This window comes from Caenimonas sp. SL110, from assembly GCF_001044395.1.
GTDB lineage: Bacteria > Pseudomonadota > Gammaproteobacteria > Burkholderiales > Burkholderiaceae_C > Ramlibacter.
On record NZ_JANU01000039.1, the window covers coordinates 13,989 to 35,541 of the forward strand.

At 63.9% G+C, this 21,553-nt stretch carries 19 protein-coding genes; 18 read left to right on the top strand and 1 reads right to left on the bottom strand.

The genetic code is table 11. The features are described from left to right. The first annotated feature begins 53 nt into the window (after positions 1-53). The 4 genes from AQ12_RS17060 to AQ12_RS17075 all read left to right on the top strand — a co-directional run bounded on the left by AQ12_RS17060 (position 54) and on the right by AQ12_RS17075 (position 3,856). Positions 54-836: a Sua5/YciO/YrdC/YwlC family protein gene (locus AQ12_RS17060; RefSeq protein WP_082151653.1), complete on the top strand. Its 783-nt coding sequence runs from the start codon at positions 54-56 to the stop codon at positions 834-836. A gap of 98 nt (positions 837-934) precedes the next feature. Next, positions 935-1,912: a tripartite tricarboxylate transporter substrate binding protein gene (locus AQ12_RS17065; RefSeq protein WP_048441158.1), complete on the top strand. Its 978-nt coding sequence runs from the start codon at positions 935-937 to the stop codon at positions 1,910-1,912. 190 nt (positions 1,913-2,102) lie between these two features. Then, on the top strand, positions 2,103-2,834 hold the full coding sequence (locus AQ12_RS17070) for an L-threonylcarbamoyladenylate synthase (protein ID WP_048441159.1): 732 nt from the start codon (positions 2,103-2,105) through the stop codon (positions 2,832-2,834). A gap of 53 nt (positions 2,835-2,887) precedes the next feature. After that, positions 2,888-3,856, top strand: a complete 969-nt coding sequence (locus tag AQ12_RS17075; protein ID WP_053076778.1) for a tripartite tricarboxylate transporter substrate binding protein — start codon at positions 2,888-2,890, stop codon at positions 3,854-3,856. Here the strand turns inward: AQ12_RS17075 and prpR are convergent. After that, a complete protein-coding gene (gene prpR, locus AQ12_RS17080; RefSeq protein ID WP_048441161.1) occupies positions 3,843-5,819 on the bottom strand; it encodes a propionate catabolism operon regulatory protein PrpR in 1,977 nt (658 codons plus the stop codon). The two genes, AQ12_RS17075 and prpR, sit on opposite strands and share 14 nt — an antisense overlap. 150 nt (positions 5,820-5,969) lie before the next feature. Here prpR and AQ12_RS17085 point away from each other — a divergent pair, with 150 nt between their 5' ends. The 14 genes from AQ12_RS17085 to trpA all read left to right on the top strand — a co-directional run bounded on the left by AQ12_RS17085 (position 5,970) and on the right by trpA (position 21,548). After that, on the top strand, positions 5,970-7,166 hold the full coding sequence (locus AQ12_RS17085) for a CaiB/BaiF CoA-transferase family protein (RefSeq protein WP_048441274.1): 1,197 nt from the start codon (positions 5,970-5,972) through the stop codon (positions 7,164-7,166). A 5-nt stretch (positions 7,167-7,171) separates the two neighbouring features. Beyond that, positions 7,172-8,083: a hydroxymethylglutaryl-CoA lyase gene (locus AQ12_RS17090; protein ID WP_152682847.1), complete on the top strand. Its 912-nt coding sequence runs from the start codon at positions 7,172-7,174 to the stop codon at positions 8,081-8,083. 22 nt (positions 8,084-8,105) lie between these two features. Then, a complete protein-coding gene (locus AQ12_RS17095; protein WP_053076779.1) occupies positions 8,106-9,095 on the top strand; it encodes a tripartite tricarboxylate transporter substrate binding protein in 990 nt (329 codons plus the stop codon). 107 nt (positions 9,096-9,202) lie between these two features. Then, positions 9,203-10,147 carry a LysR family transcriptional regulator gene (locus tag AQ12_RS17100; RefSeq protein WP_048441163.1) on the top strand — a complete coding sequence of 315 codons (945 nt, stop codon included), beginning with the start codon at positions 9,203-9,205 and terminating at the stop codon, positions 10,145-10,147. 41 nt (positions 10,148-10,188) lie between these two features. Beyond that, a complete protein-coding gene (gene leuC, locus AQ12_RS17105) occupies positions 10,189-11,613 on the top strand; it encodes a 3-isopropylmalate dehydratase large subunit (protein WP_048441164.1) in 1,425 nt (474 codons plus the stop codon). Between the two features lie 22 nt (positions 11,614-11,635). Then, positions 11,636-11,767: an entericidin A/B family lipoprotein gene (locus tag AQ12_RS17110; RefSeq protein WP_048441165.1), complete on the top strand. Its 132-nt coding sequence runs from the start codon at positions 11,636-11,638 to the stop codon at positions 11,765-11,767. Positions 11,768-11,769: 2 nt separating this feature from the next. Next, positions 11,770-12,420, top strand: coding sequence for a 3-isopropylmalate dehydratase small subunit (leuD, locus tag AQ12_RS17115; protein WP_048441166.1), 651 nt, complete (start codon positions 11,770-11,772; stop codon positions 12,418-12,420). A 27-nt stretch (positions 12,421-12,447) separates the two neighbouring features. Beyond that, positions 12,448-13,545 (top strand): 3-isopropylmalate dehydrogenase, encoded by a 1,098-nt coding sequence (gene leuB / locus AQ12_RS17120; protein ID WP_048441167.1) that lies wholly within the window; start codon positions 12,448-12,450, stop codon positions 13,543-13,545. An 85-nt stretch (positions 13,546-13,630) separates the two neighbouring features. Further along, the gene (asd, locus tag AQ12_RS17125; protein ID WP_048441168.1) at positions 13,631-14,779 is read left to right on the top strand and encodes an aspartate-semialdehyde dehydrogenase; all 1,149 of its coding nucleotides are present in this window, start codon (positions 13,631-13,633) and stop codon (positions 14,777-14,779) included. Positions 14,780-15,068: 289 nt separating this feature from the next. Next, positions 15,069-17,975 carry a FimV/HubP family polar landmark protein gene (locus AQ12_RS17130; RefSeq protein WP_238587751.1) on the top strand — a complete coding sequence of 969 codons (2,907 nt, stop codon included), beginning with the start codon at positions 15,069-15,071 and terminating at the stop codon, positions 17,973-17,975. Between the two features lie 40 nt (positions 17,976-18,015). Then, a complete protein-coding gene (gene truA, locus AQ12_RS17135) occupies positions 18,016-18,798 on the top strand; it encodes a tRNA pseudouridine(38-40) synthase TruA (protein WP_048441170.1) in 783 nt (260 codons plus the stop codon). After that, on the top strand, positions 18,795-19,517 hold the full coding sequence (locus AQ12_RS17140; RefSeq protein WP_048441171.1) for a phosphoribosylanthranilate isomerase: 723 nt from the start codon (positions 18,795-18,797) through the stop codon (positions 19,515-19,517). Before truA ends, AQ12_RS17140 begins: the two co-directional genes overlap by 4 nt. Beyond that, entirely contained in the window at positions 19,495-20,742 is a 1,248-nt protein-coding gene (gene trpB, locus AQ12_RS17145; protein WP_048441172.1) for a tryptophan synthase subunit beta, read from the top strand. Before AQ12_RS17140 ends, trpB begins: the two co-directional genes overlap by 23 nt. Continuing rightward, positions 20,739-21,548: a tryptophan synthase subunit alpha gene (gene trpA, locus AQ12_RS17150; protein ID WP_048441173.1), complete on the top strand. Its 810-nt coding sequence runs from the start codon at positions 20,739-20,741 to the stop codon at positions 21,546-21,548. Before trpB ends, trpA begins: the two co-directional genes overlap by 4 nt. Positions 21,549-21,553: the final 5 nt, after the last annotated feature.

The window sequence follows — 21,553 nt, forward strand, 5'->3', positions numbered from 1 at the left end:
TTGTCTGAATGATAGGGGTGGCCTACGCTCGTGTCCATTCGAACGGAGCACCCATGACAGTTCTCGATATTGCCGGCGACGCCCGGCGAGCTTTTGACACGCTCAAATCCGGCGGCATCGCCATCTTTCCGGTGGACGTCGGTTACACCATCGCAGGCGGCTCGCAGCATTCGCTGCAGCGCATCTTCAAGGCCAAGGGGCGCGCCCCGACCAAGCTCAACGCGATGGTGGGCGACATGGCGATCCACCGCAGCCTGCACCGGCTGCCGGCGCGTGAAAGCGCGATGGTTGCGGCCATCGCCGAGGAATACAACCTGCCCCTGGGTGTGATTGCGCCCTACGACACGTCGCACCCACTGATCCGCAAACTCGACCCTGCGGCGCTTGCAGGCAGTTCGCTGGACGGAACGATTGCCATGCTGGTCAACGCCGGTCCGCTCCATGCAGAGCTTTGCCGGTTGAGCCGCGAAGAGGTGTTCCCGATCTTCGGCTCGTCGGCCAACCTGACGAACACCGGCACGAAGTTCCGGGTGCAGGACATTCCACAGGAACTCACCTCGATTGCCGACACGGTGATTGATCACGGGCTTCGCAAATATCACCTGTACCAGCGCTCGGCCACGCTCATCAACTTTGCCACGATGGAAGTCGTGCGGCAGGGGTCCTGCTATGAGTTGATCGCCGATGTGCTCGCACGGCACTTCGATGTGCAGCTTCCTGCGGATCGCGCTGCGAGTGCGCTGCAGACACGCCCAACGGCCAACGCCGCATGGATTGCGGGTCAAGCCCGCAATGACAGCCCCCATCCCGTCATGCAGGCCCCAGTCCCTCAATGACAGAGTGAGTTTTTGCTGTCATGCCGGACTCGATCCGGCATTCACCGCAAAGCGGCGACAGCGCATAGTCCTTCACAGAATTCCACGGAGACAAACACATGACCAACCCATCCCTCAACCGCCGCCTGCTGTGCACCCTGGCCGCAGCCGCAACCCTCGCCTGCACCCCCGCCCTCGCGCAAAAATTCCCCGACAAGCCGATCAAGCTCGTCGTGCCATTTGCCGTCGGCGGCGGCACCGACATCCTGGCGCGCGAAATCGCGCCCAAGCTGGGCGAGATGCTGGGCCAGGCCGTCATCGTCGAAAACCGCGGTGGTGCCGGCGGCAACGTCGGCTCCGACGCTGTCGCCAAGTCGGCGCCAGACGGCTACACCGTCCTGTTCGGATCCAACACACTCTCGATCAATGCCGGCCTCTACAAAAACCTGCCGTTCGACCCGGTCAAGTCGTTCGCGCCGGTCGGCGTGGTCGCCACGGCGCCGCTGGTACTCGTCGCCAATCCGTCATTGCCGATCAACAGCGTGGCCGACCTGGTCGCGCAGGCCAAGGGCAAACCCGGCGCGTTGAACTGGAGCGCGCCCGGCAACGGCACACCCCACCACCTCGCCTCGGAGCTGTTCAACAAGATGACCGGCACCAACATCGTTCATGTCCAGTACAAGGGCGGCGGCCCCGCCATCAACGACCTGCTCGGCGGTCACACACAGGTGAGCATCCTGACGCTCGCATCCGTCAAGGCATTCATCGATGCCGGCAAGATGCGCGCGCTCGGCGTGGCCACCGCCAGGCGCTCGTCGCTGCTGCCGGGCGTGCCTGCCATCGCAGAGTCGGTGCCCGGCTATGAAGTCGAACTCTGGTACGGCCTCTTCGCGCCCGCCGGCACGCCCGACGCCGTCGTTCAAACGCTCAACACGGCGCTCAACAAGGTGTTCGCCGACAAGGCGCTGCAGACCAAGTTCGCAAGCCAGGGCTACGAGGTGCGCGCTGGTTCACCAGCCGACCTGCGCACGCTGCTGGCCAGCGACCTGGCGCGCAGCGTGAAGCTCATCAACGACGCGAACATCAAGGCGGAGTAACCCCGCAGGCCCTGGCACGCAATGTGTCAGGGCCGGTTTCAATGAAACACGTGCAACGCGTGTTTGCAGGCCTTTAACTCCCCTGTCCAGCAAAATCAACGACTTACGTCATTCAGTGCGTCGGCACGCTTTCTGCTGACTGCTTCATGTGGGCCTGCCCGCGACATCCAACCACCATCAGGAACCAGACATGAAACACATCGGAAACGGACACGTGCCACAAGGCGACGCACTGCGGCAGGAAGCCCGCGAAATCTTCGGGATCATGGGCGCGGGCGGCGTGGCGATCGTGCCGTTCGACGTGTCCTACGCGATCTTTGCGCACACCGCGCGCGCCGTGGAACGCATTTACGAAATCAAGAACCGCAGCTCGGCCAAGCCCAACGGCGTGCTCGGAACCTGGGACACGTTCTCCGAGGTTCTGGAGACCACCCAGGCCGACAAGGACCTGGTCAGCTGCATCATCCGCGACAACAACCTGCCGCTGTCGGTCGTCGGCACGTATCGTCCCGATCACGACTTCCTGCGCACCACGCAATTCGGCGCGCTGCGACGCTCGACCAAGGGCCCGACGATGGACCTGCTGCTCAACGCAGGCGCGATCCACGGCGAGCTGGCCCGCATGTCGTTCGAAGCGGCCATCCCGCTCATGGGCTCATCGGCCAATCGCTCACTCACCGGCAACAAGTTCAAGCTGCAGGACATCGAGCCTGAAGTGCTCGCGCAAGTGGACATCAACGTGGACCACGGCGAATGCAAGTACGCCAACCAGTGGCTGGTGGGCAGCACCATCATCGAGATGGGCACCTGGCGCGTGCTGCGCTTTGGCACCTGCTACGAGCAGACGCAGGCCATCATCAAGCGCGAATTCAAGTTCGACATGCCCAATCGCCCGACCTCCGGCAGCATGAGCCTGGTCTGACCCCGCGCACCCAGCAACACCCATCACGAGACAAGCACATGCAAAAAATCCGAATGAACCGTCGCTCTGTTCTGGCCGTCCTGTCGCTGGCCTTCGCAGCGGCCGCGCCGGCCGTGGCGCAGGGCCAGTACCCCGACAAGCCGATCCGCGTGATCGTTCCGTATGCAGCCGGTGGCGGCACCGACCTGTTCGCGCGGGTCGTGAGCGCCGAGATGGGCCGCATCCTGGGCCAATCCGTGGTGATCGAGAACAAGACCGGCGCTGCCGGCATGATCGCCGGCACGGCGGTAGCGCAGGCCGCGCCCGATGGCTACACGCTGCTGGTGGACCAATCGTCGATTGCGACCAACCCCGCGCTCTACGCCAAGGTGCCGTTCGACGTGACCAAGGACCTCGCCCCTATCGGTGTAGGCGTCACCCTGGAAAACGTGTTGCTCGCAAGCCCCAAGCTGCCGGCCACCACCGTCAGGGAAGCGATCGCGCTGGCCAAGGCCAAGCCCAACGGCCTGAACTACGCATCGACCGGCATCGGCTCGCCGCAGCATCTGTCGATGGAAATCCTGAAGGACCAGGCCGGCGTGCAGATCGTTCACGTGCCCTACAAGGGCGGCAATCCGGGCATCCTCGCCACGAGCATGGATGAAGTGCAGCTGTTTTTCATCAGCGTCTCCACCGCCTTGCCGTTCATCAAGGGCGGCAAGGTGAAGGCGCTCGGAAGCGGCGGCCTCAAGCGCTCGTCGCAATTGCCTGATGTGCCCACGCTCAATGAATCGGGCCTGCCCGGTTTTCAGGCGGTCGGCTGGCTGGCGTACTTCGCACCCGCAGGCACGCCGCCTGCCATCGTGAAGACGCTCAACGACGCGCTCAACAAGGCCCTGAAGAATCCGAAGATCGCCGAGCAGTTGAAAGGCCAGGGGTTCGAGCCTGCCGGTGGACCTCCAGAAGATCTCGGTTCACTCGTGCGCCGCGATCTGGATTTCTACGGCCGCATCATCAGGAAGGTCGGCATCAGGGCTGAATAACCTCGCCGGGGTCACCGTCCTGCGCCACCTCGCCCTCTGCGCGCAACCAGCGCCAGAGTGTCGAGCGGCTGATGCCCAGACGCCGCGCCGCCTCCTGGCGGTTGCCGCCTGAAAGCCGCATCGCCTGCGCCACGCGTTGCGCCATCGGCAACTCCTGTCCCAGCACTCGCACCTGAGCCTGCTCAAAAAGCTCCGGGCAGTCTTCAGGCAGCAGCGCAAGATCAATGGCCGATTCGCTGTCGAACTGGATCACGAACACCGCCAGGCGCTCGCAGATGTTCTCCAGTTCGCGCACATTGCCGGGCCACGCATAGGCTTGCAGCAGCGGCAGCAATGGCTCGATCACGACTTCGGCGCGATGGCGCGATCCCTGCTGCTCCAGCGACCTGCGCAGCAGCATCGTCGCCAATACTGCGACATCGCCGGGCCGCTCCCGCAGCGGCGGCAATGCAATGCGCAGCGTGTTGATGCGGTAGTACAAGTCCTGCCGGAATCGCCGCTCGCTCACCATCTCCTGCAGCGGTTGATGCGTGGCCGCAATGATCCGCACATCGACCGGAATCGCGGCGGTCGCGCCCAGGCGCGTGATCTCGCGCTCTTGCAGCACGCGCAAAAGCCGCGTCTGCAGCGACTGCGGCATGTCGCCAATTTCGTCCAGGAACAGCGTGCCGGTATGCGCGGTTTCGATCAGGCCCCGTTTGCCGCCGCGACGCGAACCCGTGAACGCGCCATCTTCGTAGCCGAAGAGCTCGCTTTCCAGCAGGGTCTCGGGGAACGCAGCGCAGTTCACAGCCACGAATGGCTTTCCCTGGCGACGGCTTTCGTTGTGGATGGCCTGCGCGAACAGCTCCTTGCCCGAGCCGCTCTCGCCCACGATGAGCACCGTGAGGTCCGTGGCTGCGTACCTGCGCGCCGTGTTGACCGCGCGAAGGAACGGCTCACTGCTGCCAATCAGGCCCGAGAAGCGATGCCGCGCCGCGTGCTGCCGGCGGCGCTGCTGGATGCGCACGCTGGTGTCCGCATCCTGGATCGACTTCACGTCGTAGAGCGTGAGCGCCGCACCCGTGATGCTGCTGCCCTCGCGAATCGGCGTGCGATTGGCTACCCAGTCGCGATCACGAAAGCGCATCACGACGCCGCGATCCTCGTTGCCTCGCTCCAGTGCCGATGTGAGCGCGAGTTCGGGCGCGATCTCATCGAGTCGCTCACCACTCAACTCGGCGCGAGGGCGGCCCAGCAGCAGTTGCATCGCACCGTTGACGGCGATGATGCGGTGCGCCCGGTCGACCGCAACCACTGCCTCCTGGATGTTGCTGAGCACGCTCTCCAGTTGTGCGTAGCGGGCGGCCTCTATCCTTGCCACGCGAGCCAGCTCAAGCGCCTCCTCGAAGCCTTTGCGCACCGATCGCTGCGAGTACGCCAGCAGCGCCGGCAAGCCGACTGCCTGCGCCAGATCCACCACCAGGCTGGAACCGACCACTGCGCCGTAACCATCGCGGCGCAGCTGCTCGAACTTGTCCTTCGCGTCTTCGGGCGTGAGGTAGGCGTACTGCGCAACATCGAGGTCCAGCAGCGGCTTGACCTCTTCAAGCTCTGTGATGGTCGCGCCGTAGGTCACCACGCCAACCTTGCGCGAAATCTGCCGGGCGCGGATCAGCGCCTGGAGGATGTCGAAGCCCGTGGCTTCGATGGTCGCGACGGGCGCGCTGAGGTTCGCGCGCAGGATCGCCGCGTTCGATCCGGCGCTCACGAATGCGTCGACAGCGCCACGCCGCAGGCGCTCCCTGGCATTGGCCAGCGCGTCTTCGAACACGCCGTCGACCACGTCGATCACCGCGCGGTCGGTAAATTCTTCCAGCACCGGCGCCGCGAACGCACGAATGCGCGGGTAACTGATGAAGCACAGGCGGGGCAGGTCCGTTTTTTTTGCGGATGGGGTGGCGGATGGGGCGGCGTTGGACATGGAACCCACAGTGTCGCACGGCGTGTTTCATGCGACATGCACCCTGACCCCGTCTGCAGCGGCCTTCAATGAAATCAACGACTTGCAAGCGCTGCGGTCTTGGCACGGACGCTGCAATGGTTCACCTCACCCGAACCGGAGAACTTGCGCATGGCCCTCGAACACATCACCGTCCTTGACCTCACCCATATGCTTTCCGGGCCTTACGGGACGATGCTGCTGGCCGACCTGGGCGCCCGAACGATCAAGGTCGAGCCGCCCGGCAGCGGCGAAGGCACGCGTCGCCTGCTCGAAAACGACCCCGCGTATTCACGCGACGGCATGGGCGCGTACTTCCTCACGCTCAACCGCAACAAGCAAAGCGTCTGCATCGACCTGAAGAGCGAAGCGGGCCGCGCTGTCTTCATGGACCTGGTGCGGCACGCCGATGTGGTGTTCGACAACTTCGGCGCGGGCGTGACGCAGCGCCTGGGCATCGACTACGAGACGCTGTCGCAGGTCAATCCGCGCATCGTCACCTGCTCGGTCACCGGCTTCGGCCAGACCGGCCCCGACACACAGCGCCCGGCCTTCGATCAGGTCGTGCAGGCGATGGGCGGCGGCATGTCGATCACCGGATCGCCCGAGACCGGCCCGATGCGAAGCGGCATTCCGATGGGCGATCTGGGCGGCGGCATCTTCGGTGCGATGGGCGTGCTGGCCGCCATTGCGGAACGTGAGCGCACCGGTCGCGGCCAGCATGTGGACGTGTCGATGCTCGACGTGCAGATCTCGCTCTTGAACTACATGGCCACCATGTACCTCATGTCCGGCAACATCCCCGGCGGCATCGGCAACGGCCACTTCGTGCATGTGCCCTACAACTGCTACCCGACGCATGACGGCCACATCATCATTGCGTGCATCGGCGATCCGTTCTTCGAGCGATTCGCCGAGTTCATCGACATCGACGCATTGCGCGATCCCGAATTGCGCAAGCAGCCCGTGCGCTACGCCGCGAAGGACCGCATCGACGCCATCGTCGGCGAGAAGCTGCGCACGATGCCCTCGGCGCACTGGCTCGCGAAGCTGCGCGAAGCCCGCATTCCGTGCGGGCCGGTCAACAACTTCGAGCAGGCGATGAACGATCCCCAAGTGCAGGCACGAGACATGGTGACGAGCGTCACGCTGGCAACCGGCGAGACGATTCGCATGCCCGGCAACCCGATCAAGCTTTCGGGCGCGAAGAAGATGGAGCACACCGCACCGCCTGCGCTCGGCTCGCAGACCGACGAGATCCTGGGCGGGATGCTGGGCTACTCGCAAGCACAACTCGATGAACTGCGCACCGCAGGCGCAGTGGGTTGAGCGCGATGGAATCCATCGTCATCACCGATGTCTCGCCGCGCGACGGCCTGCAGAACCAGGCGATTCATCTGTCGACTGCGGACAAGCTCGAATTTGTCAGGCTGCTCGCTCGAGCCGGGGTCACGAGCGTCGAAGCCACAAGCTTCGTGTCGCCGAAGGCCGTGCCGCAAATGGCCGATGCAGCTGATTTGCTGCCGCTGATTTCGCAGGCCTTGCCGCAACTGCGTGTCTCGGTCCTGGTACCCAACCTCAAGGGCCTGGAACGCGCACGCGCTGCGGGCGCCAAAGAGATTGCGGTAGTGCTCTCAGCCACCGAGACGATGAACCAGAAGAACATCAACATGACTCTGGCGCAGGCCACGGCGGTGAGTGTCGAGACGCTGCAAGCCGCTCGCGCAGCAGGTTTGCGAACACGCGCCTATCTGGCCGTTGCGTTCGAGTGCCCCTTCGAGGGAAAGACACCGGTGGAGGCCGTGCTTCGCCTGGCGGCTGTGCTGCATGAAGCGAGGGCTGACGAACTGGTGATCGCCGACACGATCGGTGCGGCCGGGCCTGCGCAAGTGCGCGACCTGCTGCGCGAACTCGTGGGCGTGTTGCCTGTCGATGAGGTCGGCGCGCACTTCCACGACACACGCGGCATGGGCGTGGCCAACGCATGGGCTGCGCTGGAAGCCGGCGTGCGCCGATTCGACGCGAGCGCGGGCGGGATCGGTGGATGTCCTTTCGCGCCCGGTGCGGCGGGCAACCTCGCAACGGAAGACCTCGCATTGATGGCGCATCAAGCCGGATTCGCCACCGGCGTCGAGCTCACAGCGTTGCTCGAGGCCGTGCAGTTCGCCCAGGACCGCTTGCAGCGTCCGCTGGGCGGGCGTTCGAGCACGTGGCTGCGCAAGCAGGCGCTGCGCGCCGCCAGCTGATTTCATGAAGCAAGGAGACAAAGTGATCGCCATCCAAAAATCATTCACGCGCCTGGTCCAGGTCGTTGTTGCAACCGGGGCGCTTTGCGGCCTGGCCGCACCGGCCTTCAGCCAGCCCTACCCTTCGAAGCCGATCAAGCTGATCGTTCCGTTTCCGCCCGGCGGCGGCGCAGACGGCCTCGCCAGGCCGCTGTCCGAGCGGCTTCGCGCCAAGCTCGGCCAGAGCGTCGTGATCGAGAACAAGACCGGCGCCGGAAGCAACATCGGCACCGCCGAAGTAGCGCAGGCCAAGGCTGACGGCTACACGCTGCTGATCAACACCGACGCCGTCGCGATCTACCAGCACCTGTACAACAACCTGCGCTACGACGTCTTCAAGGACCTCGCGCCGGTTGGCTATCTCGCCAGTTCGCCGCTGGTGCTGGCGGTGAACAACAACGTGCCTGCGAACAACGTGAAGGAACTGATCGAACTCGCCAGGAAGTCACCCGGCACGCTCAACTTTGCCAATCCCGGCCAGGGCTCGCCGCATCACCTCGCGTGGGAACTGCTGGCTCGCACGGCGTCCATCAACGTCGGGCAGGCCACCTATCGCGGCGGCGGTCCCGCGCTGAACGACGTGCTCGCAGGGCATGCGCAGATCGGCATGTTCACCTACGGCGCAGTGCGCCAGTTCATCGAGTCCGGCAAGATCAAGCCACTGGCCCTGATGACCGAAACCCGCAGCGACCTTGCGCCCAATCTGCCCACGGTGGTGGAGTCGGGCCTGAAGAACGTGCACGTCGCGCTTCGATTCGTCGTGATGGCGCCGGCCGGCACGCCCAGAGAAGTCGTCGCGCAGCTGCAAACGGCGATGGCTGAGATCGCTGCCGAGCCGGAGTTTCGCCAGGTGCTGCGCCAGCAGGGCTACGAGCCCTTCGTCACCACGCCCGCCCAGACGGCGACCCTGCTGCGCACCGAATACGAGCGCTGGGGGCCGATCCTCAAGGCCGCCAACATCAAACTCGAATAGCGACAGCCATCCTGGGGGAAAGAGGGTCATCTCCAAACGCGATGGCTTTTTTACCTCTATTCAGGGAAAATGCCATAAGTCATCGCAATCCGCGACTGCTCCCACCCATGCGCCCCTCCGAACGTTCCTTCGCCCGACGGATAGACCTCACCTCGCTGCAGCTGTTTGTAGCGGCGGTCGAGCTCGGCTCCATCGGCCGCGCGGCGGAGCGGGAGTCGATTGCGGCATCGGCAGTGAGCAAGCGACTGTCCGATCTGGAAGCCACCGTCGAGACGACGCTGCTGTATCGCCACGCGCGCGGCGTCGATCTGACACCCGCCGGCGAAAGCCTGCTGCACCATGCACGCTCGATGTTGTTCAGCCTGGAGAAGATGCAGGGCGAGTTGTCCGAATACGCCGATGGCGTGCGCGGTCATGTACGGGTTCACGCCAGCATCTCGGCCATCGTGCAGTACCTGCCCGAAGACCTGGGCGCGTTCATCGGCCAGCACGCGCAGGTCAAGATCGACCTTGAAGAGCACCTGTCCACCGAGATCCTGCGTGCCGTCCAGGAAGGCACTGCCGATCTGGGCATCTGCAACGCGAGCGTGCGCAGCGACCACGGCTTGCAATCGCGTCACTATCGCCAGGACGAACTCGCGCTCATCGTGCCGCGCCGACATCCGCTGTCTCGTCGCAAGTCCATCGCGTTTGCCGACACGCTCGACTTCGACCACGTCGGGCTGCACGCCAACAGCTCGATCTCCATGGCGATGCATGATGCGGCGGCCGCTGTCGGCCGCTCGATCAAGCTGCGCATCCACGTCACCGGGCTCGATGCAATGTGCCGCATGATCCACAACGGGCTGGGCGTGGGCGTGATGCCGCGTCGTGCTTTCGAGTTGATGCACGGCGTCGGCGAACTCGAGTGCGTGAAGCTCACCGATGCGTGGGCGCGACGCAGCCTGGACCTGGTGGCGCGCGACTTTGACACCCTGCCGGTGACCGCGCGCTTGCTCGTAGACCATCTGTCCTCGCAGACGCAGAACGCGGACATGCGCCTCGCAGCATAAAATTTTCCGAAAAGCTGAAGCTGAAAGACTGGACAAGCCCCATGGCAAGAACCCTCTACGACAAGATCTGGGACGAACACGTCGTCCACACCGAAGAAGATGGCACGTCCATCCTCTATATCGACCGCCATCTGGTGCACGAAGTCACCAGTCCGCAGGCCTTCGAAGGCCTGCGTGAAGCGGGCCGCAAGGTCTGGCGCGTGAGTTCCATCGTCGCGACGGCCGACCACAACACGCCCACCACCGGCTGGGAGCGCGGCTACGACGGCATCGACGATCCGATCAGCAAGGAGCAGATCACCACGCTCGACAAGAACATGGCGCAGTTCGGCTCGGCCGCGTACTTTCCGTACCTCTCGAAGCGTCAGGGCATCGTGCATGTCATGGGGCCTGAGCAAGGCGCGACATTGCCCGGCATGACGGTTGTCTGCGGCGATTCGCACACGTCCACGCACGGCGCATTCGGTGCGCTCGCCCACGGCATCGGCACCAGCGAAGTCGAACACGTCATGGCCACGCAAACCCTGTTGGCCAAGAAGGCGAAGAACCTGCTGGTCAGGGTCGAGGGCAAGCTCGCCCCCGGCGTCACCGCCAAGGACATCGTGCTGGCCATCATCGGCCGCATCGGCACGGCCGGCGGCACGGGCTACACGATTGAATTCGCCGGTTCGGCCATCCGCTCGCTCACCATGGAAGGTCGCATGACGGTGTGCAACATGGCAATCGAAGCCGGTGCGCGTGCGGGCCTGGTGGCCGTGGACGAAAAGACACTGGACTACGTCAAGGGTCGCCCTCTTGCCCCGACGGGCGTCGAGTGGGATCACGCGGTCGCCTACTGGAAGACCCTGAAGTCCGACCCCGATGCGAAGTTCGACACGGTGGTCGAGCTCAACGCCTCTGACATCATCCCGCAGGTGACATGGGGAACATCGCCCGAGATGGTCGTCGGCATCGATGGCCGCGTGCCCGATCCGGACAAGGAGAAAGACCCGAGCAAACGCGACGCCATCGAACGCGCACTTGCCTACATGGACCTCGCACCCGGCAAGCCGATGAACGATATCTTCATCGACAAGGTGTTCATCGGTTCCTGCACCAACAGCCGCATCGAAGACATGCGTGACGCGGCAGCGGTGGTCAAGAAGCTCGGCCAGAAGATTGCGAAGAACGTGAAGGTCGCGATGGTTGTTCCCGGCTCCGGCCTCGTCAAGGAACAGGCCGAGCGCGAAGGCCTGCATGAGATTTTCAAGGCCGCCGGTTTTGAGTGGCGAGAACCCGGCTGCTCCATGTGCCTGGCGATGAATGCCGACCGGCTCGAGCCGGGTGAGCGCTGCGCATCGACCAGCAACCGAAACTTCGAAGGACGGCAAGGCGCGGGGGGACGCACGCACCTGGTCAGCCCCGCAATGGCTGCTGCTGCTGCGGTTCACGGCCACTTTGTAGATGTTCGACAATTCGCTTCCTGACTCAACCATGCCTGGAGCCACCATGAAGACCATCACCACCCTGATCGCCCTCTCATTTGCCTGCCTGCTCGCCGGTTGCAACACCGTCAAGGGTGTGGGCCAGGACGTGCAGAAAGCCGGCGAGAAGATCGAAGACGCTGCCAGGAAGAAATAACGATGCAAAAATTCAATGTGCACAAGGGCCTCGTTGCCCCGATGGATCGCGAGAACGTCGACACCGACGCGATCATTCCCAAGCAGTTCCTCAAGTCCATTCGCAAGACGGGCTTCGGGCAGAACCTGTTTGACGGCTGGCGGTACCTCGATCAGGGCGAGCCTGGGCAAGACCCGGCTTCACGCAGGCCCAACCCCGATTTCGTCCTGAACCAGCCCCGATATGCAGGCGCATCGATCCTGCTCGCCCGCAAGAACTTCGGCTGCGGGTCGTCGCGCGAACATGCGCCCTGGGCACTGGACCAGTACGGTTTCCGCGCCATCATCGCGCCGAGCTATGCCGACATCTTTTTCAACAACTGCTTCAAGAACGGCCTGCTGCCTATCGTGCTCAGCGAGGCACGCGTCAGCGAGCTGTTCGACGCGACGCTCGCATTCCCCGGCTACGAAATCACGGTCGACCTCGACCGGCAACTGGTGCTCAAGCCCGACGGCGGTGCATTCGAATTCGACGTGCAACCGTTTCGCAAGTACTGCCTGATGAACGGGTTCGACGACATCGGCCTGACCTTGCGCCAGTCGGACAAGATCAAGGCGTTCGAGGCAGAGCGCCTTGCGACGAAACCCTGGCTCGCGCATACGCTCGCCAGCTAATCACTTTCCCGTTCCAGGATTCCTCCCATGAAGATTGCAGTTTTGCCGGGTGACGGCATTGGCACCGAAATCGTTGCCGAGGCCGTCAAGGTGCTCCAGGTTCTCGATCTGAAATTCGAACTTGAGACCGCACTGGTCGGTGGCGCCGCGTATGAAGCGCACGGCCACCCGCTTCCCGAATCCACGCTCAAGCTCGCAAAAGAGTCGGATGCCGTCCTGTTCGGCGCTGTGGGCGACTGGAAGTACGACAAGCTCGAGCGGCCGCTGCGCCCCGAGCAGGCCGTGCTGGGCCTGCGCAAGAACCTGGGCCTGTTCGCCAACTTCCGCCCGGCCATCTGCTATGACGAACTGGTGTCCGCTTCCAGCCTCAAACCGGAGCTGGTGTCCGGCCTGGACATCCTCATCATTCGCGAACTGACGGGCGATATCTATTTCGGGCAGCCGCGCGGCCGCCGCGTTTCGCCCGATGGCAACTTCCCCGGCGCCGAAGAGGCTTTCGACACGATGCGCTACTCGCGCCCGGAGATCGAGCGCATCGCCCGCGTTGCATTCGAAGCTGCCCGCAAGCGCAGCAAGCGGGTGACCAGCGTGGACAAGGCCAACGTGCTGGAGACGTTCCAGTTCTGGAAGGACGTCGTCACCGGTGTCGGCAAGGAGTACCCCGACGTCGCGCTCGACCATATGTATGTCGACAACGCAGCCATGCAGCTCGTGAAAGAGCCCAAGAAGTTCGATGTGATCGTCACCGGCAACATGTTCGGCGACATCCTGTCCGATGAGGCATCGATGTTGACCGGCTCGATCGGCATGCTGCCATCGGCCAGCCTGAACGCCAGCAGCCAGGGCCTGTACGAGCCGTCGCACGGCAGCGCGCCCGACATCGCCGGCAAGGGAATCGCCAATCCATTGGCTACAATCCTGTCAGTTGCCATGATGCTCCGCTTCTCACTCAACCAGCCCGAGGCCGCCGACCGAATCGAGTCCGCGGTCAAGCACGTGCTTGCATCGGGGTTGCGTACCGGGGACATCTACTCCCAGGGCACGAAAAAGGTTGGCACGCGCGAAATGGGCGACGCTGTCGTGTCCGCTCTTTCCGCCATTACCAAGACGACCACCAAGGGCTAGATAAGCTCCGGTTCGTCGCGCCCACCCCGGCCCGAGCGAGCCGGGGGAACAAAGGTTTGAAATCACAACTTTGAAAGGCGCAGAAATGAAATTTGACAACGGACAACAACCCCTGGTCGGCCTTGTCGGCTGGCGCGGCATGGTCGGCTCGGTCCTGATGGACCGCATGCAGGTTGAAGGCGACTTCGGCCTCATCGAGCCCGTCTTCTTCTCGACTTCCAATGCAGGCGGCAAAGCGCCCGCCCAGGCAAAGAACGAAGCGACGCTCAAGGATGCGATGGACATCGAGGCACTGAAGAAGTGCGACATCGTCATCACCTGCCAGGGCGGCGACTACACCTCCGAGGTATTCCCCAAGCTGAGGGCCGCCGGCTGGAACGGCCACTGGATCGATGCGGCCTCCACGCTGCGGATGCAGGACGATGCGGTCATCATTCTTGACCCGGTGAACATGCCGGTCATCAAGAATGCGCTTGCAAAGGGTTGGCGCAACTGGATCGGCGGCAACTGCACCGTGAGTTGCATGCTCATGGGTGTCGGCGCACTCTACAAGGCGGGTCTGGTCGAGTGGATGTCGAGCATGACCTACCAGGCAGCATCGGGCGGTGGCGCCCAGCACATGCGCGAGTTGCTCACCCAGTTCGGCACGCTCAATTCAGAGGTACGCCCCCTGCTCGACGACCCGAAGTCCGCCATCCTCGAAATCGACCGCAAGGTGCTGGCCCGCCAGCGCGCCATGTCGTCGGCCGAGACAGAGAACTTCGGTGTGCCGCTCGGTGGCTCGCTGATTCCCTGGATCGACAAGGATCTGGGCGATGGCATGTCGAAAGAAGAATGGAAGGCCGGTGCCGAAACCAACAAGATCCTGGGCCAGGGTCAGGGCTTCGCAACACCGGCGGTGCCTGTCGACGGATTCTGCGTGCGCGTGGGCTCGATGCGATGCCACAGCCAGGCGCTAACCTTCAAGCTCAGGAAGGACGTTCCGGTCGCCGACATCGAGCAGATGATCGCGGCCGACAACGACTGGGTCAAAGTGGTCCCGAACAACAAGGAAGCCACGTTGCGCCACCTGACGCCGGTCGCAGTGACCGGGACGATGGACATTCCGGTGGGACGTATCCGCAAGCTGGCGATGGGGCCAGAGTACGTGGGCGCCTATACGATTGGCGACCAACTCTTGTGGGGTGCTGCAGAGCCGCTGCGTCGAATGCTGCGGATTTTGCTGGATACTTGAGCGTTCGCACTTTGCGCGCGTCCGGTTGAGCGTTCGCGCGATGCACGCGTCCGGTTGAGCGCTCGCGCAAAGTGCGCGTACTGCGCGACGGCCTGTAATGTGTAGTTACAGGCCGTTGTCACATCACAACATCGAATTTGACTCCCGGCAAGCTCAGGCGGATGCTGCGGGAAGTTAAGAGATGTCTCAGCTTGTCAGTCTAAGACATTGATGTTATGGTCCTTTTAGCAAATTCAGTGTCGAGGCGTATGTCCGCATGATGAGAAAAATATTGCCTGCAGACCGAGCAGTGGGGGCGCACAAAACGACCGAAAAGCCGAAATGGCGCGCCACCGCTCTGGCAATTGCAGCGGCTGCGCTCCTGGGGTTTTCGGCATCGGATGCATCCGCACTGGGCTTGGGTCGCATCACGGTTCAGTCCGCATTGGGGGAGCCCCTGCGCGCCGAGATCGATATTCCTGAGATCAATGCGGAAGAGCTTGCGTCGCTGCGCACGTCGGTTGCGTCCCCCGAGGCGTTTCGCGCCGCCGGCCTCGAGTACAACCCCACCGTTTCCAACCTCAAGATCACGCTGGAGCGTCGCGCCGATGGGCGCCACTTCCTGCGTCTGGTCAGCGCGCGTCCCGTCAACGAGCCCTTTGTCGACCTGATCCTTGAAACCCAATGGGCCGCTGGCCGTATCGTGCGCGACTACACGATGCTGTTCGATCCGCCGAGCATGCGTGCACCCGCTGCACCGCTGGCTGCGCAGATCACTCCCGCACCTTCTTCCCCGTCGGCGGCCGCACCGCGTGCCGCCGCGTCTCCCGCACCATCGCAGCCAGCCCGGGCGGCAGTTGCCCGGGCACCGAGCGAGCCACGCGCCGCTACTGCACGTCCACCTCGCGCGGCTGGCGTGGGCGGCAGCGAAAAGCAGGTCACCGTTCAAAGCGGCGATACCGCAGGCAAGATCGCAGCCCAGTTCAAGCCGGCCAATGTGTCGCTGGACCAGATGCTGGTCGCCCTGCTGCGCGCCAACCCTGACGCCTTCATCAATGGCAACATCAACCGGCTGCGCGCTGGCGCCGTGATGGATGTGCCGGGCAGCGATGAGGCCAACCTGGTGCCTGCCGGTGAAGCGCGCCAGACACTGGTCGCGCAAAGCCGTGACTTCAACGAATTCCGCCGCAAGCTGGCAGAAGGTGCCCCGACCACTCGCGCCGCCACCTCCGACCGCCAGGCCACCGGTCGCGTGCAGGCGCAGGTCGAAGAAAAGCGTCCCGGTGCCACTGCGCCCGACAAGTTGCAGCTTTCCAAGGGCTCGGTGCAAGCCAGGGCTGCCGAAGACAAGATCGCACGCGATCGCGCCGCCCAGGATTCCGCCTCGCGTGTTGCAGAGCTGAACAAGAACATTGCCGACCTGAACCGGGTGGGCACGGCCAGCGCCCCTGCGGGCTCCGGTGCAAGTGCCGCCCGTCCGGGCGTTGCGCTTCCGCTGGGAACACCCGTCGGCACAGCCAGTGCCGCGCGTCCGGCTTCCGCGACCGCACCCGCTGCGGTCGCCAGTGCCGCTCGCCCGGTGGCAGCGCCGCCTTCGATTGCTCCAACGCCGGCGCCAGTGCCGGTCCCTGCTGCGGCCACGATCGCCGCATCGGCGGCCGCTGCCGCAAGACCCGCGTCTGCAGCAGTTGCCACCCCGGTCATCGCTTCCGCATCGGCGGCCAGGCCCGCATCGGGACCTGCCACGACAGCGGTAACGCCAGTCCCGGCTGCTGCCGCATCCTCGGCTGCAGCGCCGGCGACACCTTCGGCGACCACCGCAGCGGCCCTCGCGCCTGGAGCCAGCGCGCCTGCAAGTTCTGCGGCCGCAGCAGCATCCCCTGCTTCCGCGACCAACGCGTCCGCTTCTGCTGCAAAGCCCGTTGTACCGACCAAGCCACCGGCTCCCGCTCCCGTCGAGACCAGCCTCATCGACGACATGCTCGAGAACCCGATCGTGCCAGCGACGCTGGGCGGCATCCTGGCACTCTTGCTGGGCTTCGGAATCTATCGCGCACAACAGCGCAAGAAGTCCACACAAGTCGACAGCTCGTTCCTGGAAAGCCGCCTGCAGCCCGATTCATTCTTCGGCGCCAGTGGCGGTCAGCGCATCGACACGAATGAAGGCGGAGCCACCGGTTCTTCGATGGTTTATTCGCCCAGCCAGCTTGATGCGGCCGGCGATGTCGATCCCGTTGCCGAAGCCGATGTGTACCTGGCTTATGGCCGCGACCTTCAGGCCGAGGAAATACTCAAGGAGGCAATGCGCACGCAGCCCCAGCGCGTCGCCATCCATAGCAAGCTGCTCGAGATCTACTCCAAGCGCCGCGACGGCAAGGCGTTCGAACAGGTGGCGACTGAGGCCCATGGCCTGACGCACGGTGAAGGTCCCGAGTGGGAACACATCTGTGAACTCGGCAAGGAACTCGATCCCTCAAACGCGCTTTATCGCCCAGGTGGAAGCCCTTCAGCAGTGGGTATCCCGAGTTCCTCGATGGCGACGCAGGCGTTCAGCGCCTCCACCCAACCGATGGCTTCGGCGCATCTGCCGGCGGCGCAACCGCAGCCAGCACCCGACTTTGATCTCGACCTCGATTTCTCGCTTGACGATCCTGTGCAGGGCAGTACGGCGGCACCGCTGACTGCCTCGAGTGACGAGCGCACCCAGGCGATACCGGCGGTAGCGCAGCAGGCACCTGCCCTGGACATGGACTTTGGAGACGAGCCCGTGTCGCTCAACGCTCCTCCCGTGAACACGCCTGCCCCAGTCTCACAGACAGAAACCGTTCGGCTCGATGCCCCTGACCTCATGCTGGACCCGAACAGCCTGAGCTTCACGACTGAACCCCCCAAGCCGGCACCTGCACCGGTTGCAGTGGCAAAGCCGCCTGCAACTGACACCGGCATGATCGAGTTCGACCTGGGCGCGCTTTCCCTTGACCTGGGTCCTGACACGCAGGGCGCGGAAAATGACGATGCCCCGGTCAGCACCGCAGGCTCACCACTGGGTGCCGACAACAGCGCCAACGATCCGCTGGCAACCAAGCTGGCGCTTGCTGAAGAGTTCAATGCCATCGGCGACCCCGAAGGCGCTCGCAGCCTCGCTGAAGAAGTTGTCGCCGAGGCCACCGGCGACCTGAAGAATCGCGCCCAGCGATTCCTGGCGGAAATCAGCTGAAGGGGCGCTCGCGCCTCATCCGCTGCTTGACGGGCCTGCCATGAGGCTGGCACTGGGTATCAGCTACAACGGCCAGGCCTATCAGGGCTGGCAGAGCCAGTTGTCGGGTTTGACCGTTCAGGACAAGCTCGAAAAGGCGCTTGGCCAATTCGCCGTGCAACGCATTTCCACCGTATGCGCCGGACGCACCGATGCCGGCGTGCACGGCCTGATGCAGGTCGTCCATTTCGACACGGAAATCGAGCGAGACGAGTTCTCGTGGATTCGCGGAACCAATCGCTTCCTGCCGCACGACATCGCCGTGCAATGGGCGCGCCCGGTCCCCGACGCTTTTCATTGCCGCGCAAGCGCTCTGTCGCGGCGCTACGCCTATGTCGTGCTCGAATCCCCGGTGCGGCCCAGCATTGATTCAGGTCGGACCGGCTGGGTTTATCGGCCGCTCGATGAGGCCGCCATGCGCGAGGCAGCAGCAATCCTGATGGGCGAGCACGATTTCACTTCTTTCAGGGCATCGGCCTGCCAGGCGCTCTCGCCGGTCAAGACCATGAAGCGGATCGACATCTCGCGTCGTGGCGCTTACTGGCGTTTCGACTTCGAGGCCAATGCGTTCCTGCATCACATGATCCGCAACATCATGGGATGCCTGTTGCAGATCGGCCAGGGGATGCAGCCACCCGGGTGGATGGCGCAGGTGCTGGCAGCGCGCGACCGCGACGCCGCCGCGCCGACGTTCTCGCCGGACGGACTGTATTTTCTGGGGCCGGTGTACGCACCGGAGTGGGGGCTTCCCGATCGCACTGCTGCGTATGATGGACTGCCATGAGCACTGCACCATTGCCCCGCACCCGTATCAAGATCTGCGGCCTGACACGCGAACAGGACATCGACGCCGCGGTTGAAGCCGGCGCCGATGCGGTCGGCTTCGTGATGTATCCGAAGAGCCCGCGATTCATCTCGCCGGGTCGCGCCGCAGAACTCGCGCGCCGGCTGCCACCCTTCATCACGCCGGTGCTTCTCTTCGTCAACGAAACACCGAAAACCGTTCTGGAAGCATGCGCACGGGTGCCCGGATGCCTGGCCCAGTTCCACGGCGACGAGACCCCCGAACTGTGCGAGGAGTCCATCGGCCATGGCAGGCTCGCCTATATTCGGGCCGCAAGAATCCCTCTGGATGACACGCCTTTCGACTTGCTAAAATTCGCATCGGATTACCGCCGCGCAAGAGCGATCCTTCTCGACGCCCATGTCGAGGGATACGGCGGTGCCGGGAAAACATTCAATTGGTCACAGCTGCCCGCAAACGTCAACGTTCACCTCGTCTTGTCTGGTGGGTTGACGCCTGCAAACGCGGGCGATGGCATCTTGCAGGTCCGGCCGCGCTGTAAATCGCTGGCCGTCGATGTGAGCTCCGGTGTCGAACTGGACGGCCCTGGCAACAAAGGCCTGAAAGACCCGGAAAAGATCAATCGGTTCGTCGCGGCCGTGCGTGCCGCCGACGTTCTCCTTGCAAAGAGCACCCATGGCCTCCTATCAACAACCTGACATCACCGGGCACTTCGGCCCCTACGGCGGCAGCTTCGTCAGCGAGACGCTGACTCACGCGATCAACGAGCTGCGCGCGGCCTATGCCAGGTACCAGAACGACCCTGAGTTCCTGGAAGAGTTTCGCTACGAGCTCAAGCACTTTGTCGGTCGCCCCTCGCCGGTCTATCACGCAGCCCGAATGAGCCGTGAGCAGGGCGGCGCACAGATCTACCTCAAGCGCGAAGACTTGAATCACACCGGCGCCCACAAGATCAACAACGTGATCGGCCAGGCGCTGCTGGCACGCCGCATGGGCAAGCCCCGTGTGATTGCCGAAACGGGCGCAGGCCAGCACGGCGTGGCCACGGCCACGATCTGCGCACGCTACGGCCTCGAGTGCATCGTTTACATGGGCATCGAGGATGTGCGGCGGCAAAGCCCCAACGTCTATCGCATGAACCTGCTCGGCGCGACGGTGGTTCCGGTCACCTCCGGCAGCCGCACCTTGAAGGACGCGCTCAACGAAGCCATGCGCGACTGGGTGACCAACGTCGAAAACACTTTCTACATCATCGGCACCGTGGCGGGTCCGCACCCCTATCCGATGATGGTGCGCGACTTCCAGAGCGTGATCGGCAACGAGTGCCTCACGCAGATGCCCGAACTCGCCGGCAGCCAACCCGATGCCGTCGTTGCCTGCGTGGGCGGCGGCAGCAATGCGATGGGCATCTTCCATCCGTACATCCCGCACGAGAACACGCGCCTCATCGGCGTTGAAGCTGCAGGCGAGGGTCTGGACAGCGGCAAGCATTCGGCGTCACTGCAACGTGGCAGCCCTGGCGTGCTGCACGGCAACCGAACCTACATCCTTCAGGACGACAACGGCCAGATCACCGAAACGCACAGCGTGAGCGCGGGCCTCGACTACCCGGGCGTCGGTCCCGAGCACGCCTGGCTCAAGGACATCGGACGCGCGGAGTACGTCGGCATCACCGACAAGGAAGCGCTCGAAGCGTTCCACTACCTGTGCCGCACCGAAGGCATCATCCCCGCGCTCGAATCCAGCCATGCGATCGCGTATGCGATGAAGCTCGCCAAAACCATGAAGCCCGACCAGAAGATCCTGGTCAACCTCTCGGGCCGTGGCGACAAGGACATCGGCACGGTGGCCGACCTCGCAGGTGTCGAGTTCTACGACCGGCCTTCCATGCGCGGCATGAAGGTCAAGGGAGCGCAGCCATGAGCCGCATCGCACCGAAAATGCAGGCGCTCAAGGCCGCGGGCCGCAAGGCGCTCATTCCATACGTCACGGCCGGATTCCCCTACGCCGACATCACGCCCGAGCTGATGCACGCGATGGTCTCGGCAGGCGCCGACATCATCGAACTCGGCGTGCCGTTTTCCGACCCGATGGCAGACGGCCCCGTCATCCAGAAGGCCGGCGAAAAGGCGCTGACCTTCGGCATCGGCACGGCGCAGGTGCTCGCGATGGTCAAGGACTTTCGCGCGCAGGACAACGTCACGCCCGTCGTGCTGATGGGCTATGCCAATCCGCTGGAACGCTACGACCTGATGCGCGGCAAGGACGCATTCATCCGCGATGCGTCGCAAGCCGGCGTGGATGGCATCCTGGTCGTCGACTACCCGCCGGAAGAATGCGAGGAGTTCGCCGCGAAACTGCGCAGCAACGGCATGGACCTCATCTTCCTGCTGGCACCCACCAGCACCGATGAGCGCATCGCGCTGGTCGCCAAAGTGGCCAGTGGCTATGTCTATTACGTGTCGCTCAAGGGCGTGACGGGTGCGGCGAGCGCCGATGCAGGTGCTGTCGAGCTGATGCTGCCGCGCATTCGCGAACACGTCAAAATCCCGGTGGGCGTTGGTTTTGGCATTCGCGACGCCGCGACCGCGCAGGCCATCGGCAAGGTGGCCGATGCAGTAGTCATCGGCACCAAGATCATCCAGCTGATCGAGAACGAACCGCGCGAGAACGTGGCGCCTGTCGTCTCCAGCTTCCTGCAACAGATCCGGCTCGCGCTGGACGTATGATGAAC